Raw genomic sequence first — 19,351 nt, 5'->3', positions numbered from 1 at the left:
AATCAAATAAATCCCGAAAGATAAAATCTATTTTAGTCCGCTCTCAATGCACTGATTACGATAGCCGCAACACCGGCTGCACCAATTACAGTAGCACCTGCTGTTACTCTTGCTTTGGATCTGTCTTTTACAGCTGCCACATTAGATTTTGGGATAATTACCTCTGTACTGTCCTTTTTGCCTGCAGTTCCTATAAGATTGTCTCCATCTATGTTTCGGAATAGCATTTTCTGTTTAGCAGAACCATCTTTCATGGTAACAACATACATTTTTCCAGCCTGAAGATTAGAATAGTTGTTTTTTGAAATGTCCTCGCTGTACTTTGTCGTAGCGCAGGATGAAATTACAAATAAGGATGTTAGTAAAGATGATTTTAAAAGTACAGATGCTTTCATTATTATTTTTTATTTTTTCAAATTTATAATTTTTTTCGAATATATGTTTTTGGAATTGAAAAAAATATCTCTAAAGTTTGTAAATTTCCAACATATCTGCAATTTTTCTGTCATTGGCAAGTCTTGGAATTTTATTCTGACCTCCCAGCTTGCCCTGCGATTTTGAATACTCATGGAAAGCGTTTCTTTTCAGTGGCGTAATATGCAGCGGCTGAAGGATATTTCCGGTAATAAGATCATCATAATAAGTATTTCTCTCCCGAAGCTGGCGATCCAGCTCGTTTCTGAATAATTCTAAATTTTCCGGCTCCTTTTCAAATTCTATCAGCCATTCATGATAGGGCAGGCCTTCTGTAGGATTCACCTGCGGGGCAAGGTGGAATTCTGTGATCTGAGCCGTATGCCTTTCCAAAGCGGCTTTCATCGCTTCCTCTATCTCAAAGGCGATCACATGCTCTCCAAAAGCAGATGTGAAATGCTTCGTTCTCCCACTTACCAGGATTCTATACGGATCTTTACCGATGAATCTTACCACATCACCTATTGAATAAGCCCATAATCCTGAATTTGTAGTAAGGATCAGTGCGTAATCTTTATTGAGTTCCACATCTTTTAACGTTAATCTTCGCGCATCAGGCTTGCCATACTCCTCTAAAGGAATAAACTCATAAAAAATTCCATGATTAGTTAAAAGAAGCAATCCTTCCTTGGTGTAATCGTCCTGAAATGCAAAAAAACCTTCAGATGCAGGAAATGTCTGGATAATATCCACTTTTCCGCCAAGCAGGTCATTCATTTTATCGCGGTACGGCTCGTAATTAACGCCTCCTGTAACAAGAAGTTGAAGGTTGGGGAAAAGCTGTTTGATCTTTTTACCGTGTTTTTCAGTAAGCTTCTCAAAATACATAATCAACCATGGCGGAATTCCGGAAATCAGTGTCATATTTTCGTATTCCGTTTCTTCAATAATCTTATCTACTTTCGCTTCCCAGTCCTCCATAATATTTGTGCTCCAGCTTGGAAGCCGGTTCTTTTGAAGATAGGCTGGGATATGGTGTGCTACAATTCCGGAAAGTCGTCCTGTTTTTATTCCGAAAACTTCTTCCATTTCAGGACTTCCCTGCAGAAAGATCATTTTTCCGTTTACGAAATCGGCATTGTTTTTCTGGGCGATATAATGAAACAGCGCGCTCTGTGCACCTGCAATCTGAAAAGGCATTCCTTCCTTTGAAATAGGAATATACTTCGAACCGGAAGTTGTGCCTGAAGTTTTTGCAAAATATTCAGGAGTTTCCGTCCAGAGAATATTGGCCTGTCCTTTTTTTACCCGCTCAATATAAGGCTTAAGATCTTCATAGTCTGAAACGGGAACTTTATCCTGGAATTCTTTAACAGACTGAATGTTTTCAAAATCATGCTCTCTCCCGAAAAGAGTTTTCTGTGCCGTTTTCACCAAAGACAGCAAAAGAGCCTCCTGATTTTTCACTGAGTTTTTTTTGAATTCCCCGGTTTTCTGAACATGTTTCTTTGCCCAGACAAGTGCCGCATTTTTCTTGAAGAAATTTAACATGCCTCAAATTTATAAATAAGTATAGAATATGAAATCATTTTTCCGATCATATATATCACAAAAAAAACCGGTGAATAAGTTTCACCGGTTCTCGAAATTTGATTATGAAAATAACAACTATATGTTGAAGTTTACTTGTTTTCTTTGTACCTCTTATCTGGAGTGCCGTCTTTTTTCAGTTTTTGGTTTTCCTTATACCTTTTGTCAGGTGTTCCGTCTTTTTTCATTTTAGCTGCAGGTTTTGCGGTTTTAGCTTCAGGGGCTTTTACTGTTTTTGCAGTTTGATGATGAGGGGCTGCAGGTGCTGCCGGAGCAGTCTGCTGAGCGGTTGCAAATCCGAGCCCAAGAGCCAGGGACATTGCTGTTAATAATTTTTTCATAGGTGTAGGTTTGTTTTTCTTGAGTAAAGATATACAAAAAGCAGGCTGAAAATCCTGGATTTTAAACCTTAACTAAAGTTTATTACTGCTTAAAAAAAACTTAATAACAGCTTTTAAAAGAAAAAGCCTGCTCCATTGAAGCAGACTTTCATGTAATATGAATAGTTGGTTTAACGTGTACAGTTGGCAGTCCAGGTTTTCCCGTCCTTGTTGTATAGAATTTTCAATTCATTATTGTCAATTCTAATATAAGATGTGGCATTGGAACCAACCATCACAAGCGTATGGTCTCCCTGCTGTTGAAATTCTACCCCATTAAGATCTGGGATACCGTTCGAAAATGCGAAATTATATTTCGTACCGCTAGCGATCTTTGTTACAAATACACTTCCGTTATCTGTGCTGTTGTTCGTAGATCCGTCATTATAAGAAATGCTTCCCCTATATGTTCCTGCGAAGAAATCGTTGTTTACTGGATCATCATCATCGCTACATGATGCAAAAGATAATGCGGCAACAAAGACCAGCATAAAAATTCCTAAGATTCTGATTGCTTTTTTCATAATTTTATTTCTTTAAAAAGTTTGATAAGATGAAATTTTCAAACACTATGCCATGTCGGTATATTAGTATATTTTTAACTTTTAATTAGATAAATTGGTAAAAAATTAAGATTTAAATAGTCATTTCATTGTTTTGTTTGTATTTTTAGTAACCTTTGATTTCCGGGGAAAGAAAAAAATATCCTTATCTTTGTTATAAGCAAACGGTTTCGGAACACTCCCGAAATCGCTTTTGTCGTTTATACCATTACTATTTATGCAGCTAAAACCTATTCACGAAAAGTTTCTTCCCGACCTGCTTCAGAAAGAATTTGGAAAAGAAATCTTCACCCAGCTAGAGAAAAGCCAGCATATTTCCGTGAAAGGAAGTGCCGGATCTGCGGTTTCTATTTTTGTTGCCGAACTTTTTCTAACTCAAAAGAAGACCATTCTTTATCTGGTAGATGATAAAGAAGATGCATTATATGCCAATACTGAAATGGAGGACCTGCTTGGAAAGGATAAAGTTCTGTACTTTCCGGCAACCCATCTTGAGCCCTATCAGGTTGAAAAGACTCAGAATGCAAATCTTGTGCTCCGTACAGAGGTTCTGAATAAGATCAACTCCGGGAAAGCTCCTAAAGTTATTGTGGCTTATGCAGGAGCGATGTCCGAAAAGGTTTTGAAAAAAGAAGACTTTAAGGCGATTTCACATCATATAAAAGTAGGTGATCAGCTGGATTTTGATTTTGTGGATGAGCTGTTGAATCATTATAATTTCCAGCAGGCAGATTTTGTTTCCGAACCGGGAGAGTTTTCGGTAAGAGGAGGAATTGTTGATGTGTTTTCGTATTCCTATGAAAAGCCTTACCGTCTTACCTTCTTTGGAAACGAAGTGGAAAATATTAAAACCTTTGATATAGAAACACAGCTTTCCATAGATAAGGTGAAAGATTTTCAGCTGGTTTCCAACATGAATTTTTCAGTAACCGGCACCAGAGTTTCATTGTTGCAGCTGCTGCCTAAAGAAAGCTTTGTAGTTTCCAGAAATGGCGCTGTCGGAATGCAGAAAATCAGGACTTTCTATGAGAGAGCACTGGAAAAATACGATACTTTGAATAAAGATATTGCTCACAGATCACCACAGGAGCTCTTTATTTCAGATCAGGATTTTCTGTTTGATTTTAAAAAATTTAAAACAATTGATTTCGCCGGGACTCTTATTGAAGGACTTAAAGAAATCACCGAGATAAAAGTTGAGCAGGTCCCGCAGCCTTCCTTTCATAAAAATTTTGAGCTGCTGATAGAAGATATTGAGGAAAAGCAGGATAAAGGTTTTGATACCTGGATATCTTTTTCTACAGAAAAGCAGAAAGAAAGGCTGGAATCTATATTTGAAGAGCTTGAACATGAACTACCCTTTAAAAGTTTCAAATCTGAACTGCATGAAGGCTTTGTAGATAACGGGCATAAGCTGTTGGTATATACAGACCACCAGATTTTCGACCGCTATCAAAGATATAAAGCAAAAAATACCTTTGCAAAATCCGAACAGCTGACACTGAAGGACCTGATGTCTCTGAAAATAGGCGATTATATTGCCCATATCGACCACGGAATAGGGAAATTCATGGGTCTTGTCAAGGTAAATAACGACGGGAAAATCCAGGAATGCTTCAAATTAACTTACAAAAACGGAGACTTATTATATGTAAGTATTCACTCCCTGCATAAAATTTCAAAATATAACGGTCCGGACGGAAAAGAAATTGTGCTGAGTAAACTGGGATCCCCTGCCTGGAAATCATTGAAACAGAAAACAAAGGCAAAAGTAAAGCAGATCGCTTTTGACCTTATAAGATTATACGCTGAAAGAAAAACGGCAAAAGGATTTTCCTATACTCCGGATTCCTACCTGCAGAATGAGCTGGAAGCCAGTTTTATTTATGAAGATACTCCTGACCAGGAAAAAGCAACCATCGATGTAAAGAAGGATATGGAGGCTGATACAGTGATGGACAGGCTGGTTTGTGGTGACGTAGGTTTCGGAAAGACTGAAGTGGCGATTCGTGCCGCATTTAAAGCAGCAACAGACGGAAAGCAGGTTGCTGTATTGGTTCCTACCACGATTCTGGCGTTTCAGCATTACAGAAGTTTTAAAGAAAGACTGAAAGATTTTCCGGTGAATGTTTCTTATGTCAACAGATTCAGAACTGCCAAACAGAAAGCAGAGGCTTTAGACGGCCTTAAAAACGGGAAAGTAGACATTATCATTGGTACCCATCAGCTGGTGAGCAGTTCCGTTAAGTTCAAAGATCTTGGACTGCTGATCATTGATGAAGAGCATAAATTCGGGGTTTCGGTAAAAGATAAGCTAAAAACGCTTAAAAATAATGTAGATACCCTTACGCTGACTGCCACTCCCATCCCGAGAACACTTCAGTTCTCTCTGATGGCAGCAAGAGACCTTTCAGTGATCAAAACACCACCTCCCAACAGGCAGCCTGTTGATACACAGCTTGTTGGTTTTAATGAAGAAACCATAAGGGATGCTGTTTCTTATGAGATTCAGAGAGACGGACAGGTATATTTTATCAATAACAGGATTGAAAACCTTAAAGATATTGCAGGGCTTATCCAGAGGCTGGTTCCGGATGCAAGAGTTATTACAGGGCACGGACAGATGGAAGGTAAGCAGCTGGAAAAGAATGTGCTAGATTTCATGGAAGGGAAATATGATGTTCTTGTTTCTACAACGATTGTTGAAAGTGGGGTGGATGTTCCCAATGCGAATACCATATTCATCAATGATGCCCAAAGATTCGGAATGGCAGATCTTCACCAGATGAGGGGAAGAGTAGGGCGAAGCAACAGAAAGGCTTTCTGCTATTTGATCACGCCTCCTTATGATATGATAACCTCTGATGCCAGAAAGCGTCTTGAAGCTATTGAACAGTTCTCGGATCTTGGAAGCGGTTTCCAGATTGCTATGAAGGATCTTGAGATCCGTGGGGCGGGAGATCTTCTTGGAGCTGAGCAGAGTGGTTTTATTAATGAAATGGGCTTTGAGACCTATCAGAAACTGATGCAGGAAGCATTGGAAGAATTAAAGGATGATGCGGATTTTGAAAATCTGTTCGACAATGAGGAAGACAGGCAGAAGCTTTTCAAATCTGTAAAAGAGGTCAATATTGATACTGATTTGGAGCTGATGCTTCCGGATTTCTATATTTCCAATACCGAAGAAAGATTACTCCTGTATCAGAAAATTGCAGAGATTGATAATGAAAAAGATCTCTATAAATTTGAGCTTGAACTGATCGACCGTTTCGGTGCTTTGCCGAAAGAAGCGGTTAATCTGTTGAAGAGTGTTGCCTTAAAATGGCTTGCCGCAGACATAGGATTTGAAAAGATCGTCATGAAAAATGGTATATTTTTAGGATATTTCCCTGCAAATCCTCAGGATAAGTTTTACCAGACAGACAGGTTCAGGCATATCATCAGCTATCTGACTCAAAATCCGAAGGAAGCTCAGCTTAAAGAGAAGATAGGTAAAGAGGGAAATCTGCTGATGATGAGAAAGGAAAAAGTGAAAAATGTGGATGAGGTTAACATACTTCTGAAAACGATTATCGGACACAATTAGGAAAAACACCTAATTTTAATAACTAAAAAATAAGAAAGACCTAAAAAATTACTTTTTAAGGTCTTTTTTTATTGAAAAAAAACATGATTTTTGCACGAGAAAAGTAGGGTATCATGCGGACTCATAAGCATTTGAAGTCACGATAGGATGAGAAAAAATAATGCTGTATCGTCGGCTGGCATTAGGTTTGGCTGATGCGGCACTGCTAAAGCATATAAAAAAAGTATGTTTTGTAGTAATAATTCTACTTTTTTATACATTAAATTCTACAGCATAATTGCTTTATTAGTACGGGTTTACGGGTTTATAAATGGTTTTTATGATTTAAATTCATACCTTTGCAGCCCTTATTATGAAAAGAATTATTTATTGCGCAGCCGGGCTTTTATCGCTTTGTGTGAACGCGCAGGTGGGAATTGGGACATCCGCTCCTAAATCTACTCTCGATGTCAACGGGAAAACCACCTTAAGAAAAGAACTTAGAGTAGGCGGAACATCCGCCCAGATTGGAAATGCAGGACTGAACGGCCAGGTTTTGGTCTCACAGGGAGAAGGTCTGCCTCCAGCCTGGAAATCATTGAATGTTTCCTTTATGGAAGAAGGACAGTACAAGCTGATCAATTCGTACCTGTCATCGGATCAGACGGGCATTACAGCCCTTTCAGATGGTATTGCGGCAGATAATGTGTATAAGAACAATGTTGGAGATGACATTGCCGATACATCAAAAGGGAAATGGTCAAAAATTGCCGGACTTGAGAACAATTTTATCATCAAAAACGGGAGGAACAGGCTTACATACCAGTTTCAAACGGGTATTGAAATGAAAGCTCCGTCTGCTACAACTTCCCAGTCAGTTACTTTTACCTGCGGGGTTTTTAGAAACGGAAAGCTTGTGGCGGTACGTCCGGATAAGATCATTTCGAACAATAACACAGAGAAGCAGGGTATTCAGGATTATATTTTCACCCTTAACTATACAGAGCAGAATGTTCCGGTAGGGGCACAAAAACTTGAGGTGGCGTGTAGAAAGATCAACTCCTCAAATCTAAGCTCACAGTTTACAGTCGGGCGTAATGTATCCGATACCAATACCGTTTCCAATGCATTTACCCTTGAATCTGTTATGAAGATCGATGTTATTGAATACGTAACTTATAAAAGCAATTAATTTGATGAAAAATATTATTTCGATCCTGTTTTTTATGACAGGGCTGTCTCTTTCTGCCCAAGTGGGAATCAAAACGGATTCGCCAAAAGCACAACTTGATGTCAATGGTGATATCAATCTAAGAAGTAAAATCGTTGTTCTTAACGTTACAGATAATACTTTGTCCCAGGGTAATAACGACCAGATTCTTGTTTCGCAGGGAGAAGGTTACCCTCCGATCTGGAAGTCACTGCGTATTCCGGAATACGAACCGAATAAGTTTTATCTGATATTCAATAACTCCTTTTCAGACAGAACCGGTGTGAAATTTACCAATAGTGAACAATCCAGTATTACTGCCAAAAATACAGCTTTTGCTAAGGGAACAGACATCTCAGGCCTTCCCGGATTTAAGAAAATCACAGGTCTGTCACACCCTATCAGTGTATTCAGTACGGAAAGTAAAACGTATTTTCAGTTTGAAACTGTAGTACAGGCTAATCTTCCTGTAAACGGGACGCCCGATATTTCCATAGATTATGCATGCGGTATTTTTGTGGATAATAAACTGGTTAACCTCAGACAGAGAAATTTAAAGGCAAGTAGCGCAGGAAGCACTTTTATTACACACAACCAGATCGGGATAGTCACCAATCTTTCCAAAGGACAGCATGACGTAAGTGTGGCCTGCTCAAGACTGGGATCTTACAGAACAGCAAGCGATGTTATATTGGCTATAGGAATAAATGCAGACACCAACATTAATAGTTTTATTACTCAGTCTTCCCTGAAAGTTGATGTGTATGAGATTCCTCAGGTATTTAATCCAATTATAAAATAATCCGGCATGAGAAAAATTATTATCATAAAGTCTTTATTTTTTGCAGTGTGGACAACTGCACAGGTGGGAGTGAACACGCCCAATCCTGCCAGCATGCTGGATATAAACGGTGACTTAAACGTTAGAAGTGAAATCAGGACCGGTGGAACGAATCTGCTGAGAGGATCTGCCGGATCTGCGGGAACTATACTTCATAACAATTCAGAACTGAATGTGAATGACTGGAAGAGCATAAAAATTGCCGATGGCCAGGGAAGTATGTCAGTATTTTCATTGAATACTGTTGCAGACCAGAGTGGAGCAAGCTTTTCTACCCCTAACGGAGCCACCACGCCTTATACGGAAGGGACGGCAATTAGCGCTGCCTGGACGGTACTTCCGGGAACAGCCGATACTTTTTCCATTACCAATGCCGTAAATAAAGTGGCTTTTACCTTCCAGACTACAGCCCAGAAAACGGGAAATTCAAATGCTTCCGCAGGTTTTGCGTGCGGTATCTTTGTGGATAATACGCTTAGAGCGGTTAGAACTGATGTTTTAATAGGTTCAGAAGGAAGTTATAAGGTCTTCAACCTTAATGCAACACTTACGAATCTTACCCCTAAGAACAATTACTCCGTGAAAGTGGCCTGTACAAAAAGAAATCTTAATTCTGGAACGTTGGGAATAGGAAGGGCAGTAAACACAGATTATCTGAACAATGAAATGTCTCAGTCTGTTTTAACGACATCCGTTCTGCAGCCATATTAATTTCATGATATACCATAAAATAAAAACCTGAAGACATTATGTTTTTAGGTTTTTTTTGTAAAAAGATACAGATTGTTATGAATTTGTTGAATAAGTGAATGTTTTCGTCAAAAAAATGAATTATATTTGTCAACTCACTAAAATATTTTTTCATGGGAAAAAACTATCTTTTTAAAATCATTGCCGGGGTATTTTTCGGACTTATGGTTTCATGTGACAATTCTTCTTCAGATCAATTCGAGCCCAGTGCCAATAATGGCGGAAACAACGGGAACCCAGCTCCTCCAGCCAGAGTTCTGGAAAAGATTACGGTAAATGGTGGTATTCAGGAAGAATATACAGTCAATGGTACTGCTTTTCAGAAAGGAATGCTTAGAGATGGAAATACCAATAATTATTATACGGGTACCGTAACCTATTTCAATAATAAAATTGGGAAAATAAAATTTCTTGGAAGCCTGACTGGAAGTATGACGTATGATTTTAGTGTAAGTGAAGACAGTAAGGGCAATGTTTACAGCGCAACGTGTACCGGCACAGCCGCTACTGCGATAGACTCTTTTGTAAGTGATTATATATTCACTTATGATGCCACCGGTAAAAAGCTCGTGAAAATCCTGGAAAAGAGAAAAGTGGCCGGAAATACAGCCTACAGCTTATTCACGGAAATCACTTTTACCTACATGGGAGATAATATTTTCAAGGCCGAATGTGCCAAAGGAACACTTACAGCAGCCGGGGCGCCTAATATGGCTACTGCGAAGATGACTGTTTACAGCTACCAGAATTATGATTCCAAGGTTAATCCGTTCTCCACACTCCCTAAAACATTCTTTACTGCATGGAGCCTGGTTCGTCCTGAGAATTTTTATAGAATTTCTCCGAATAATCCAACATCGGTATATGTGATGCCGCCATCTCCTGCACCAGCAGTAAATACACCTATGACCTATCTTTACGATGGTTATAACTATCCCGTTTCGGATAAAGATCAAATCCTTAAATATACTTACAGAACTCTATAAAGCCCAATTGATTATCGGTTTTATTGGAATATAAATAAAAACATAACTTTTGTTCAAAAAAAAGTTATATTTGTCAAAAAATAAACAATTACCTGGAAATGAAACAGCTTTTCTACTTTATTTTATTAATAGCAGGACTTTCATCAATACATTCCTGTAAAGACATGTTAGATGAAGACGGAGATCCTTTATTGGATCTGAATGATACAGGTGGGCTGATTGGCCCGAGAGCATTATACAGAGAAATTACAGATAAGGATACATTAGCAGAATATCACTACAGTGGACTTTTAGTAACGAAAGTAATTACAGACAGTGCTTCAATCACAAATATTGCATACAGCGGTGACAAAGTAAGCCAAATTAACTTTAACGGATTTTTGGATCTGGATGGAAACGGAAAACTTGATAAAGACAGTGTTTCTTACAGCCAGTTATTTACTTATGGACCCAACGACAAACTGGTAACAATTTCTGAAAACCGTTCTGTTTTCAGAAGACCTGCACCTGTGCCGCCGGCAACTAATCCTGGCCCACAGACCCTATTAAGAAAAACAAAGACTCATTACCTGTTAAAGTATAACGGCTCAACAGCAAAGCTGGATTCCATCATCATGAAAAATGGTCCTGATGTTTCCGGGACGCAGTTTGTGTTTATCAGCTATTCTAAAACGGGGTACACTTATTTAGGGGACAACGTATCCAGAGTGGTAAGAAATTATGGTCCTATGGCTGGAGATGCATTTGGAAGACCTACTACCAGATATGCATACGATTTCGTGAATTATGATACTCAAATCAGTCCATTTACACTGCTTCCTTCAGCATACAAAATTTCAAGACTTTTATCCACTGAGATTAATGATAAGGAAAGTCATATCTTATCTCCGAACAATCCTAAAAAAGTATCGGTAACAGATCTTATTCCTCCTATCCCTTCTCCGGTCAGCAGAACAACGAATTACAACTATGACCGACAGACTTATATGACAAAAGGATTCGGTATTAATTACATTTATAAGCCTTTTTAAAAAAATCTTTAAAATATACAGGCCCAATCTTTTGTAAGATTGGGCTTTTTATTTTTTATCCCTTAATTTTGCAAAAATTTCTGAATGAAATATTTAATAGTCGGGCTTGGAAATAAAGGCCCTGAATACGAAAATACACGCCACAATATAGGATTCAAAGTAGCTGAAAAAATAGCTGAAACACTGGAAGCTTCATTTAATACGACCAATTTCGGATGGATGGCGGAAGGAAAATACAAAGGAAGGAAAGTTTTAGTTCTGAAGCCGGATACCTATATGAACCTTTCGGGAAATGCTGTAAAATTTTGGATGCAGAAAGAAAATATTCCACTGGAAAATGTGCTGATCATTACAGATGATCTTGCCCTTCCGTTCGGGACTTTAAGAATGAAGATGAAAGGTTCTGATGCTGGCCATAACGGGCTCAAAAGCATTAATGAAACGCTCAATACCCAGAATTATGCAAGGCTGAGGTTTGGGATTTCTGCAGACTTTTCCGAAGGACGCCAGGTAGATTATGTGCTGGGAACCTGGAATGAAGAAGAATCTGAAAAACTGGGTGAAAGAATTGAAAAATTTTCCAAAGCCAGCCTGTCTTTTGTGTTTGCCGGTATCAATAATACAATGTCAGCATACAACGGAAAATAATTAAGTGTCAACTTAAAAAATTAATTGATTTTTACCTTAATTATTCTCAACAGCCTATTATCTTAATAGTTCAAAAGCCTAGTTATTTCTAAGTCTATTGATAAAAAATAAAGACCATCGGATTTTTCCGATGGTCTTTTGTTGTACTTTAAATATCAATTCCCAATCTAACTATAATTGATTTTTTATTTATGAGAATAAAAATGTACAGATTTTTATCTCTTAAAGCCAGGTAACAACTCCGGTTTCAACATCATAATTGGCTCCAACTATTTTGATCTTACCTTCGTCTTCAAGCTTCTTAAGTGTTGAGCTTTGGGTACGGATATCTTCGATGGCACTTTTTACGTTTTGCTGATTCAGCCTTTCCAAGAGGGCATCGTTTTTTGATGAACGTTCTTCGCCTTCTTCAATGATTTCATTGATGATTGGGTCGAAATGATGAATTAAGTGATTGAGATTATCCATTCCCATTCCCTGGATCTGTGCAGCGTCCAAACCGCCTTTTAATGCACCGCATTTAGTGTGTCCTAAAACGACAACAAGCTTGGAACCTGCCACATTGCAGCCAAATTCCATTGAACCTAAAATATCTTGATTTATAAAATTACCGGCAATTCTGATACTGAAAATATCTCCTAATCCCTGATCAAAGATAAGCTCTGCAGAAGTACGGCTGTCTATACAGCTTAAAACTACTGCAAAAGGCCACTGACCTTCACGTGTTGCATTAACTTGCTCTAAAAGATCTCTGTTTGCCTTTAGATTATTCACAAATCTTTGGTTTCCGTCTTTTAAAAAATCTAACGCTTTTTCAGGATTAATTGTAGATTGGGTTTCGTATGTATGTGCTTTCATATGATTGATTTATTCTTTTTAAAATTAAAATTATTGAGCTTACATAGCTCTTCTGTGTGTGATCAGGATGTGAGAGTCTTCATCTGTTTCATAATCTCTGTATGAAGTTTTGAAGCCTAAAAGTTCCACATTGATATCTTCTTCTTTGGCTCGGATATTGGCAAAACCCTGGATCATTTCCAGTACATCTGTGGCAATATATGAAGTTCCCCTTGCATCAATGGTCACAGTAGAGTTGGGTTTTACATTTTTTAATGTTTTTTTGATGGCTGCCTTATTCAGGAAAGAAACTTCTTCAGCAAGCTTAATGTTGATTTCATCAGCATCATTCAGCTTTTCTCTGCTCAGATAATAAGCACGCTTCATATTTCCCTGAAGGATGTAGAATACGGAAATAGCCAGACCGATTCCAACTCCTTTAAGAAGATCGGTTGCCACAACAGCTACAACGGTAGCAACAAACGGAATGAACTGGAATTTACCCAAATGCCAGAAATGCTTGAATGTGGCAGGTTTTGCCAGTTTATATCCTACAAGAATCAATACTGCAGCAAGTGTGGCAAGCGGTATTAAATTCAGTATGAACGGAATAGTAAGCACGCATACCAATAAAAGCACACCGTGGATCATAGCTGAAAGTTTTGAGGTGGCACCGGCATTAGCATTGGCAGAACTTCTTACCACTACAGATGTCATTGGCAGTCCTCCGATAAATGAACTTATTAAATTACCGATTCCCTGTGCTTTAAGCTCAAGATTGGTGTCGGTAATTCTTCTCTGTCTGTCTAATCTGTCTGAGGCTTCAATACAAAGGAGGGTTTCAATAGAAGCTACAATGGCAATGGTTGCCCCTACTATCCATACCTTGGGATTGGTGAATCCATTAAAATCAGGCATCGTAATAAGATTTTTGAAGTCATCCAAAGACTGAGGAACAGGCAGTGAAACCAGATGCTGCGGGCCGATCGCCAAAGAGCTGCCGGACAGCTTGAATGCTTCATTGAGAAGTATTCCTGCCACTACTGCTACCAAGGCCCCGGGAAGCATTTTCATTCTTTTTAAAGCTGGAGTTTTGTCCCATACAATAAGGATCCCTACGGAAACCAGTGTTACTAAGATAGCTCCCACATGTATGGCTCCGAATAATTCTGTGAAATATCCGAAATTAAGACCATTGTCAAAAATAGATTCATGCCCTTCGTAATCATTATCGAATCCCATAGCGTGAGGGATTTGTTTCAAAATAATAATGATCCCGATAGCGGCAAGCATTCCTTCGATGACATTATTCGGAAAATAATTGGATATGCTTCCGGCCTTTATGAAACCCAGAATTAATTGGATAAGACCTGCAATGATTCCTGCACAAAGGAAAAGTTCGAAAGCCCCCAGGTCTGTAATAGCTGTTAAAACAATAGCTGTAAGACCGGCTGCGGGACCAGATACCGATATATTTGAATTACTTAAGAATCCTACAACAAGTCCTCCTACAATCCCGGCAATGATACCTGACAAAGGCGGTGCCCCTGATGCTAAAGCGATTCCGAGACATAATGGAAGCGCGACTAAGAATACAACGAGCCCGGAAGGGAAATTCTCCTTGATTCCTCCTATAAATGATGTTTTTTTCATGATGTTTTGAAAAATACTATAACCGATTGATCTATCTTCAGATAATCAATTATAAAAGATTGGAAATTTAATTTTAAAGCACACGTATCCTATATCAGCTTTTGATATGAATACTATAAAAATTCTAACTATACTTAAAATTAAGCTTCCGGAGGCGGAGAAAATATGGTGAGTAAGGGCGACAGATGAAAGGAATCATCTATCAGCTCAAAAGATACGCCCTGAAGATCAGGTTCGGAAAACTTCACGTAATCGAATACATCCAAAGTTTTCGGAAGCGTCTTTTCGTAAACAATAAAAGATGATGGGTGAGAATGTGGTTCTTCTTCATTGATTGTTACATTAGTCCTTGCTATTTCCCAGCCTGCAACCGCAGCAATGCCCGGCAGTGCTGTGAAGTTTAGGAAGAAGGTCAATACAATAATACTCCAGAATTTCATCTTACATTCATTTTAGAAAAACTAGTCTGTTTTTCTGCTCATTATCCAATCAGAACTTGTAAGGTTGTAGATTTTTTGGATGTCTTTCAGAATTTTCTCAAAATCGATCTCCAAATCAATAATCTTACCTGTTCTAAGGTCAAATACCCAGCCATGTACAATAGGATACTCATCTATGATATATCTTTCCTGTACGCAGGCCATTTTGATCACATTGATGCACTGCTCCTGAACATTAAGTTCTACAAGCCTGTCATAACGTTTTCCTTCATTTTCAATAGTGTCTAATTCAGCTTGGTGCAATCTGTAAACATCGCGGATGTTTCTTAACCAAGGATTTAATAATCCCAGATCCTGAGGGGTCATCGCTGCTTTTACGCCGCCGCAGTTGTAATGTCCACAAACGATAATGTGATTTACTTTTAAGTGCTCCACGGCATATTGAATTACCGCTGTTGAGCTCATGTCTAAAGTATTTATCACATTAGCGATATTTCTTGTTACAAAAACTTCGCCCGGTTTTGTGCCCATCAGTTCTTCCGCTGTCACTCTACTGTCAGAACATCCGATATACAGAAATTCTGGATTTTGAGTTTTGGCTAATTCTTGGAAGAAAGCCGGATCCTGCTGGATTTTAGACTCTACCCATTTCTTGTTGTTTTCAAAAATAATTTCGTACGATTTTGACATAATTTCCCTAAAAGTTTATAATTATTTATTTCGTTTAAATTATTTTCAAATTCAATAGATTAAATCAATAATCATGCAAAAATATAATTTTTGTCGAAAAGGCAGCTACTTTTAACAAAATTTAATATTAAAATATGCTTAAAATCATGTTTAAAAGGACTGTTCTCTGGGGTTATTGTCCAAACTCTTTGAAATTGATGATTCAAATTAAACTTATATAAAATTACAAACTATTAATGATAAAAATTAAAACCTTAGATTAAAATATTCTTAATTCTACTAAAAAACCGCCTCAAAATTGAAACGGTTCAAATTTTAAATAATTGTTGGCGGTTATCCTAATAATTTTCGCTGTTGTTTCAGAATTATTGATTTTGACTAAATAAGTTCTGGATATTATGAGGAGAATAATTGGGGTTCTGCAAATATTTAAGAGTTATTATATTTTATTATTGATATAAGCTTCTGTGGCTCTTTCTGTTGGATAAATGGTTCCGGGATTTCCAACGACTACGGAATTGGCAGGAACATCAAAATTAACATACGAATTGGGAGCAATTAAAACATTGTTTCCAATAGTGATTCCGCCTACAATTACTGCATTGGCTCCTATCCATACTTCATCACAAATTGTAGGAAATCCCTGAAGTTTACCACGGTTTTGTTGCCCGATCGTTACGCCCTGTGCAATATTGCAATTTTTCCCGATTTTGGCCTTGGGATTAATCACTAAACTTCCCCAGTGACCTAAGTAAAAACCTTCTCCTATCTCGGTTTCCGGGTAAATCTGATAACCATATTTTATCTGATAATGCCTGAGAACAAATTTCCAGAATACCCCTAAAACAGGCTTTTTGCTGTACTCCTGAGCTTTCCTTAAAACATAAATGAAATGTAGGTTAGGATTGATACATTTTTTCCAGATCTCAAATGAAGAGAGCCATTTTCCGCTTTCCCTGTAAAAATCTTTTTGTATGACAGTATAACCCATTTTAAGTTTTTTATAATTCATCAATGATTTCCTGAAGCTGTGCTACAGATTTCTGCAGGACAAAGGGCAGGTCAGTCATTGCTATTTCTTTTTCATAATGAGCTGCAAGCTCCTGGCTGGTAAGAAGTTTTTTCATCCCTGCGTAAATTCCATCCTCAGAATTTGGAATGATGATCCCTAATTTTCCTTCCTGAAGAAGATCTTTTATTCCCGAAACATCTGTAGAAACAATAGGTTTGTTCAAAATCAAAGCTTCCGCGATAATGGTAGGAAAACCTTCGTGTCTTGAAGACATTACATAAAAATCAGCTTTTTTCAGGTAAGGATAAGGATTACTCCTGAAACCGAGCATTTTTACGGTTTCCTGAAGACCCAGTTGATTCAGCTTTGTCTGAATGTTCTCAAAATCAAAACCATCACCAATAATGATGATCTGGTGCTTTAATCCCTCATCAATCAGTTTTTTATGTACGTCGAGAAGTCTGTCATAGCCCTTCTGCGGGTAAACAGTTCCAATAGTAATAAAAGTGGGAATGGTATTGGAAAAAGGATAGTCATCAATTGCCGTATTTGCTTTATTTAGAGTATCATCTTTATCTATTGGATTATAAATTTTAACAACCGCCTCCTTTTCCATATCAGTTTGTGCGGCCTTCTGCATTTCCTCTTTCAGCTTGTTAGAAATAACCAGTATTCTGTCAAAGCGGAAAAGCTGTCTGATCACATCTGGCGTATATTCTTTGAGATTAAAAATGTCGTTCTGTATCCAGATGATTTTTTTTGAATCCTTTTGAGGACTGGACAGAAGCTCTCTGTACATTCCGTGAATAGCTGCTATTTCTACGTCGTACTTTTTATTTTTTAGAATAAACCGGTAAAGAAGAGCCGGAAACCAAAGAAATAGTTTCTGATAAAGCACTCTGAATGCTTTCACAGGAATTTCGTGAGGCTTGTTGGTGGTAATCATTTCCCCTTTAAGAAGATATTGCAGGTTGACCCATGACGGAACCTCCTTGATATACATTCCTGTGTAAAGATTGATCAGCAGGTCTATTTCATATTTGTCTTCAGGAAGGTTTTTGAGAAAGTTGATGAGAACTTTTTCTGCGCCGCCATGCCGTAGAGAACCTATACGAATAAGGACTTTCTTTTTTTGTGACATTTATTTTTTTACAGGTTTATAATTGTGAGGAAGGTTTTTGATGAGGTATTTTTCTAAGGCAGATCGGTCAGCTTCTAACTCTAAAGGATAAATCGTGTTATTTACTAATAATTTTTCGCCATATTGTTCAATGGTACAAATAAATTTTGCTGGAGCTCCAGCATATACTGAATTATCAGGAATTGAACTGCTAACAACACTTAATGAACCTACAATACAATTACTTCCAATAGAAACCCCGGGCAAGAGAACAGTTCCTTTTCCAATAAAGGTATTGTTACCGATTTTTATTCTTCCGAAAGTTCTTCCGTTTTTATATTTTTCAATTCTTTTGGTTACCCGGCCATCTCCGCCGTGGTTAATGAACGAAACACCTTCTGCAATCGTTACATTATCACCCATTTCTATGAGAAAACATTCAGAGCCAAAGTTTGGAATACCTTGAACATACAGATTGTCACCAACTTTCATACCTTGATGGATTGCTACTTTTATAGCAGCATTTTTCACCATGTCTTCATATAGGGAACGGATTTTCAATATGATTCTGAATAGGAGCATCATTATTGTGAATTTGTTTTTTATTTTTACAAAGAAAAAGAATTTCTATGATAAAAGTTTCCAAAATAGAATATTATTTGCCCGATAAGGTTCTGACCAATGAGGATCTTGAGAAAGAATTTCCTGACTGGAGTTCTGAGAGAATTCATGAAAAAATAGGGATCAGGCAGCGTCATATTTCTTCAGACAGCGAAACTGTTCTGGAGCTTGCTGTAAAATCCTCAGAAAAGCTTTTCGTGAATTATGACAGGAAAAGGGTAGATTTTATTCTTTTTTGTACCCAAAGCCCGGATTATTTTCTTCCCACTACTGCCTGTATTCTTCAGGACAGACTTGGCCTCAGAAGAAATATCGGAGCAATGGATTTTAATCTTGGGTGCTCCGGATTCATTTATGGACTGGCTTTTGCTAAAGGATTAGTAGCAGCCGGTATTGCGAAAAGTATTTTACTGATCACATCAGAAACCTATACAAAGCATATCCATCCAAAAGATAAGGCCAACCGAAGCATATTCGGGGATGCATCAGCCTCTGTAATTGTAGAGAAGGATGAAAATGCTAAAGATTATCAGTTCTGCCTGGGTACAGACGGAAGTGGTGCAGAAAATCTTATTGTAAGGAAAGGAGCTTTCAAAAAAGATTTTGAACTTAATCCTGAACATGATTTTGATCCGGAAAATCTTTACATGAACGGACCCGAAATTTTTAATTTCACCATTGAAAATATCCCGGGGCTGGTAAAGGAAACTTTGGAAAAAAATCAGCTGACGATAGAAGATATTGATCATTTTGTTTTCCATCAGGCCAATTCTTTTATGCTGAACTATTTAAGGAAGAAAACCAAAATACCAGCAGAAAAGTTTTATATTGATATGGAAAATACCGGAAATACAGTTTCCGCAACCATTCCTATAGCCCTGAAAGATATGATGGATAACGGAATGCTGAAAGAAGGAAACAGAGTATTGATGGCCGGATTTGGAGTAGGATATTCCTGGGGAGCAACCGTGCTGGAAATTTGAAATAGAACATAATGTAG

19 protein-coding genes are annotated in these 19,351 nt (G+C 37.9%); 8 read left to right on the top strand and 11 right to left on the bottom strand.

What is annotated here, in order from left to right:
* Positions 1-32: 32 nt before the first annotated feature.
* From ACMGDK_RS08490 to ACMGDK_RS08475, 4 genes are all read right to left on the bottom strand, one after another.
* The gene (locus ACMGDK_RS08490) at positions 33-395 is read right to left on the bottom strand and encodes a hypothetical protein (protein ID WP_111958880.1); all 363 of its coding nucleotides are present in this window, start codon (positions 393-395) and stop codon (positions 33-35) included.
* A gap of 70 nt (positions 396-465) precedes the next feature.
* Positions 466-1,965: a GH3 auxin-responsive promoter family protein gene (locus ACMGDK_RS08485; protein ID WP_436807536.1), complete on the bottom strand. Its 1,500-nt coding sequence runs from the start codon at positions 1,963-1,965 to the stop codon at positions 466-468.
* A 131-nt stretch (positions 1,966-2,096) separates the two neighbouring features.
* Positions 2,097-2,345: a hypothetical protein gene (locus ACMGDK_RS08480; RefSeq protein ID WP_436807535.1), complete on the bottom strand. Its 249-nt coding sequence runs from the start codon at positions 2,343-2,345 to the stop codon at positions 2,097-2,099.
* 170 nt (positions 2,346-2,515) lie between these two features.
* On the bottom strand, positions 2,516-2,908 hold the full coding sequence (locus ACMGDK_RS08475; RefSeq protein WP_436807534.1) for a hypothetical protein: 393 nt from the start codon (positions 2,906-2,908) through the stop codon (positions 2,516-2,518).
* A 256-nt stretch (positions 2,909-3,164) separates the two neighbouring features.
* On the opposite strand from ACMGDK_RS08475, the gene mfd reads away from it, so the two are divergent.
* The 7 genes from mfd (at position 3,165) to pth (ending at position 11,978) form a co-directional block, all read left to right on the top strand.
* Positions 3,165-6,533: a transcription-repair coupling factor gene (gene mfd, locus ACMGDK_RS08470; RefSeq protein ID WP_436807533.1), complete on the top strand. Its 3,369-nt coding sequence runs from the start codon at positions 3,165-3,167 to the stop codon at positions 6,531-6,533.
* A gap of 352 nt (positions 6,534-6,885) precedes the next feature.
* Complete coding sequence (locus ACMGDK_RS08465) at positions 6,886-7,704, top strand: hypothetical protein (protein WP_436807532.1); 819 nt, start codon at positions 6,886-6,888, stop codon at positions 7,702-7,704.
* A 4-nt stretch (positions 7,705-7,708) separates the two neighbouring features.
* Positions 7,709-8,524: a hypothetical protein gene (locus ACMGDK_RS08460; protein WP_436807531.1), complete on the top strand. Its 816-nt coding sequence runs from the start codon at positions 7,709-7,711 to the stop codon at positions 8,522-8,524.
* A gap of 6 nt (positions 8,525-8,530) precedes the next feature.
* On the top strand, positions 8,531-9,274 hold the full coding sequence (locus ACMGDK_RS08455; RefSeq protein WP_436807530.1) for a hypothetical protein: 744 nt from the start codon (positions 8,531-8,533) through the stop codon (positions 9,272-9,274).
* A gap of 152 nt (positions 9,275-9,426) precedes the next feature.
* Positions 9,427-10,299, top strand: coding sequence for a hypothetical protein (locus ACMGDK_RS08450; protein ID WP_436807529.1), 873 nt, complete (start codon positions 9,427-9,429; stop codon positions 10,297-10,299).
* 98 nt (positions 10,300-10,397) lie between these two features.
* Positions 10,398-11,330: a hypothetical protein gene (locus ACMGDK_RS08445; protein ID WP_436807528.1), complete on the top strand. Its 933-nt coding sequence runs from the start codon at positions 10,398-10,400 to the stop codon at positions 11,328-11,330.
* Between the two features lie 84 nt (positions 11,331-11,414).
* Complete coding sequence (gene pth, locus ACMGDK_RS08440; protein ID WP_436807527.1) at positions 11,415-11,978, top strand: aminoacyl-tRNA hydrolase; 564 nt, start codon at positions 11,415-11,417, stop codon at positions 11,976-11,978.
* Between the two features lie 222 nt (positions 11,979-12,200).
* Here the strand turns inward: pth and ACMGDK_RS08435 are convergent, their stop codons facing one another.
* From ACMGDK_RS08435 to ACMGDK_RS08405, 7 genes are all read right to left on the bottom strand, one after another.
* Entirely contained in the window at positions 12,201-12,836 is a 636-nt protein-coding gene (locus tag ACMGDK_RS08435; RefSeq protein WP_436807526.1) for a carbonic anhydrase, read from the bottom strand.
* Between the two features lie 39 nt (positions 12,837-12,875).
* Positions 12,876-14,468, bottom strand: a complete 1,593-nt coding sequence (locus ACMGDK_RS08430; RefSeq protein WP_436807525.1) for a SulP family inorganic anion transporter — start codon at positions 14,466-14,468, stop codon at positions 12,876-12,878.
* 140 nt (positions 14,469-14,608) lie between these two features.
* Entirely contained in the window at positions 14,609-14,908 is a 300-nt protein-coding gene (locus ACMGDK_RS08425) for a hypothetical protein (RefSeq protein ID WP_436807524.1), read from the bottom strand.
* 21 nt (positions 14,909-14,929) lie between these two features.
* Complete coding sequence (locus ACMGDK_RS08420; protein WP_436807523.1) at positions 14,930-15,598, bottom strand: carbonic anhydrase; 669 nt, start codon at positions 15,596-15,598, stop codon at positions 14,930-14,932.
* A 439-nt stretch (positions 15,599-16,037) separates the two neighbouring features.
* Positions 16,038-16,589, bottom strand: coding sequence for a serine O-acetyltransferase (locus ACMGDK_RS08415; protein ID WP_436807522.1), 552 nt, complete (start codon positions 16,587-16,589; stop codon positions 16,038-16,040).
* 10 nt (positions 16,590-16,599) lie between these two features.
* Positions 16,600-17,751, bottom strand: coding sequence for a glycosyltransferase (locus ACMGDK_RS08410; protein WP_436807521.1), 1,152 nt, complete (start codon positions 17,749-17,751; stop codon positions 16,600-16,602).
* Entirely contained in the window at positions 17,752-18,315 is a 564-nt protein-coding gene (locus tag ACMGDK_RS08405; protein ID WP_436807520.1) for a DapH/DapD/GlmU-related protein, read from the bottom strand.
* Positions 18,316-18,359: 44 nt separating this feature from the next.
* Here ACMGDK_RS08405 and ACMGDK_RS08400 point away from each other — a divergent pair, with 44 nt between their 5' ends.
* Entirely contained in the window at positions 18,360-19,334 is a 975-nt protein-coding gene (locus ACMGDK_RS08400) for a ketoacyl-ACP synthase III (RefSeq protein WP_436807519.1), read from the top strand.
* Positions 19,335-19,351 lie beyond the last annotated feature (17 nt).

This window comes from Chryseobacterium hilariae, from assembly GCF_051400735.1.
GTDB lineage: Bacteria > Bacteroidota > Bacteroidia > Flavobacteriales > Weeksellaceae > Chryseobacterium.
This window is presented reverse-complemented; position numbering and strand designations above follow the sequence as displayed.

Bases quoted from the DNA above. Each gene is read 5' to 3' on its own strand.
- ACMGDK_RS08490 (WP_111958880.1), bottom strand. From the start codon at position 395: ATGAAAGCATCTGTACTTTTAAAATCATCTTTACTAACATCCTTATTT.
- ACMGDK_RS08485 (WP_436807536.1), bottom strand. From the start codon at position 1,965: ATGTTAAATTTCTTCAAGAAAAATGCGGCACTTGTCTGGGCAAAGAAA.
- ACMGDK_RS08480 (WP_436807535.1), bottom strand. From the start codon at position 2,345: ATGAAAAAATTATTAACAGCAATGTCCCTGGCTCTTGGGCTCGGATTT.
- ACMGDK_RS08475 (WP_436807534.1), bottom strand. From the start codon at position 2,908: ATGAAAAAAGCAATCAGAATCTTAGGAATTTTTATGCTGGTCTTTGTT.
- mfd (WP_436807533.1), top strand. From the start codon at position 3,165: ATGCAGCTAAAACCTATTCACGAAAAGTTTCTTCCCGACCTGCTTCAG.
- ACMGDK_RS08465 (WP_436807532.1), top strand. From the start codon at position 6,886: ATGAAAAGAATTATTTATTGCGCAGCCGGGCTTTTATCGCTTTGTGTG.
- ACMGDK_RS08460 (WP_436807531.1), top strand. From the start codon at position 7,709: ATGAAAAATATTATTTCGATCCTGTTTTTTATGACAGGGCTGTCTCTT.
- ACMGDK_RS08455 (WP_436807530.1), top strand. From the start codon at position 8,531: ATGAGAAAAATTATTATCATAAAGTCTTTATTTTTTGCAGTGTGGACA.
- ACMGDK_RS08450 (WP_436807529.1), top strand. From the start codon at position 9,427: ATGGGAAAAAACTATCTTTTTAAAATCATTGCCGGGGTATTTTTCGGA.
- ACMGDK_RS08445 (WP_436807528.1), top strand. From the start codon at position 10,398: ATGAAACAGCTTTTCTACTTTATTTTATTAATAGCAGGACTTTCATCA.
- pth (WP_436807527.1), top strand. From the start codon at position 11,415: ATGAAATATTTAATAGTCGGGCTTGGAAATAAAGGCCCTGAATACGAA.
- ACMGDK_RS08435 (WP_436807526.1), bottom strand. From the start codon at position 12,836: ATGAAAGCACATACATACGAAACCCAATCTACAATTAATCCTGAAAAA.
- ACMGDK_RS08430 (WP_436807525.1), bottom strand. From the start codon at position 14,468: ATGAAAAAAACATCATTTATAGGAGGAATCAAGGAGAATTTCCCTTCC.
- ACMGDK_RS08425 (WP_436807524.1), bottom strand. From the start codon at position 14,908: ATGAAATTCTGGAGTATTATTGTATTGACCTTCTTCCTAAACTTCACA.
- ACMGDK_RS08420 (WP_436807523.1), bottom strand. From the start codon at position 15,598: ATGTCAAAATCGTACGAAATTATTTTTGAAAACAACAAGAAATGGGTA.
- ACMGDK_RS08415 (WP_436807522.1), bottom strand. From the start codon at position 16,589: ATGGGTTATACTGTCATACAAAAAGATTTTTACAGGGAAAGCGGAAAA.
- ACMGDK_RS08410 (WP_436807521.1), bottom strand. From the start codon at position 17,751: ATGTCACAAAAAAAGAAAGTCCTTATTCGTATAGGTTCTCTACGGCAT.
- ACMGDK_RS08405 (WP_436807520.1), bottom strand. From the start codon at position 18,315: ATGATGCTCCTATTCAGAATCATATTGAAAATCCGTTCCCTATATGAA.
- ACMGDK_RS08400 (WP_436807519.1), top strand. From the start codon at position 18,360: ATGATAAAAGTTTCCAAAATAGAATATTATTTGCCCGATAAGGTTCTG.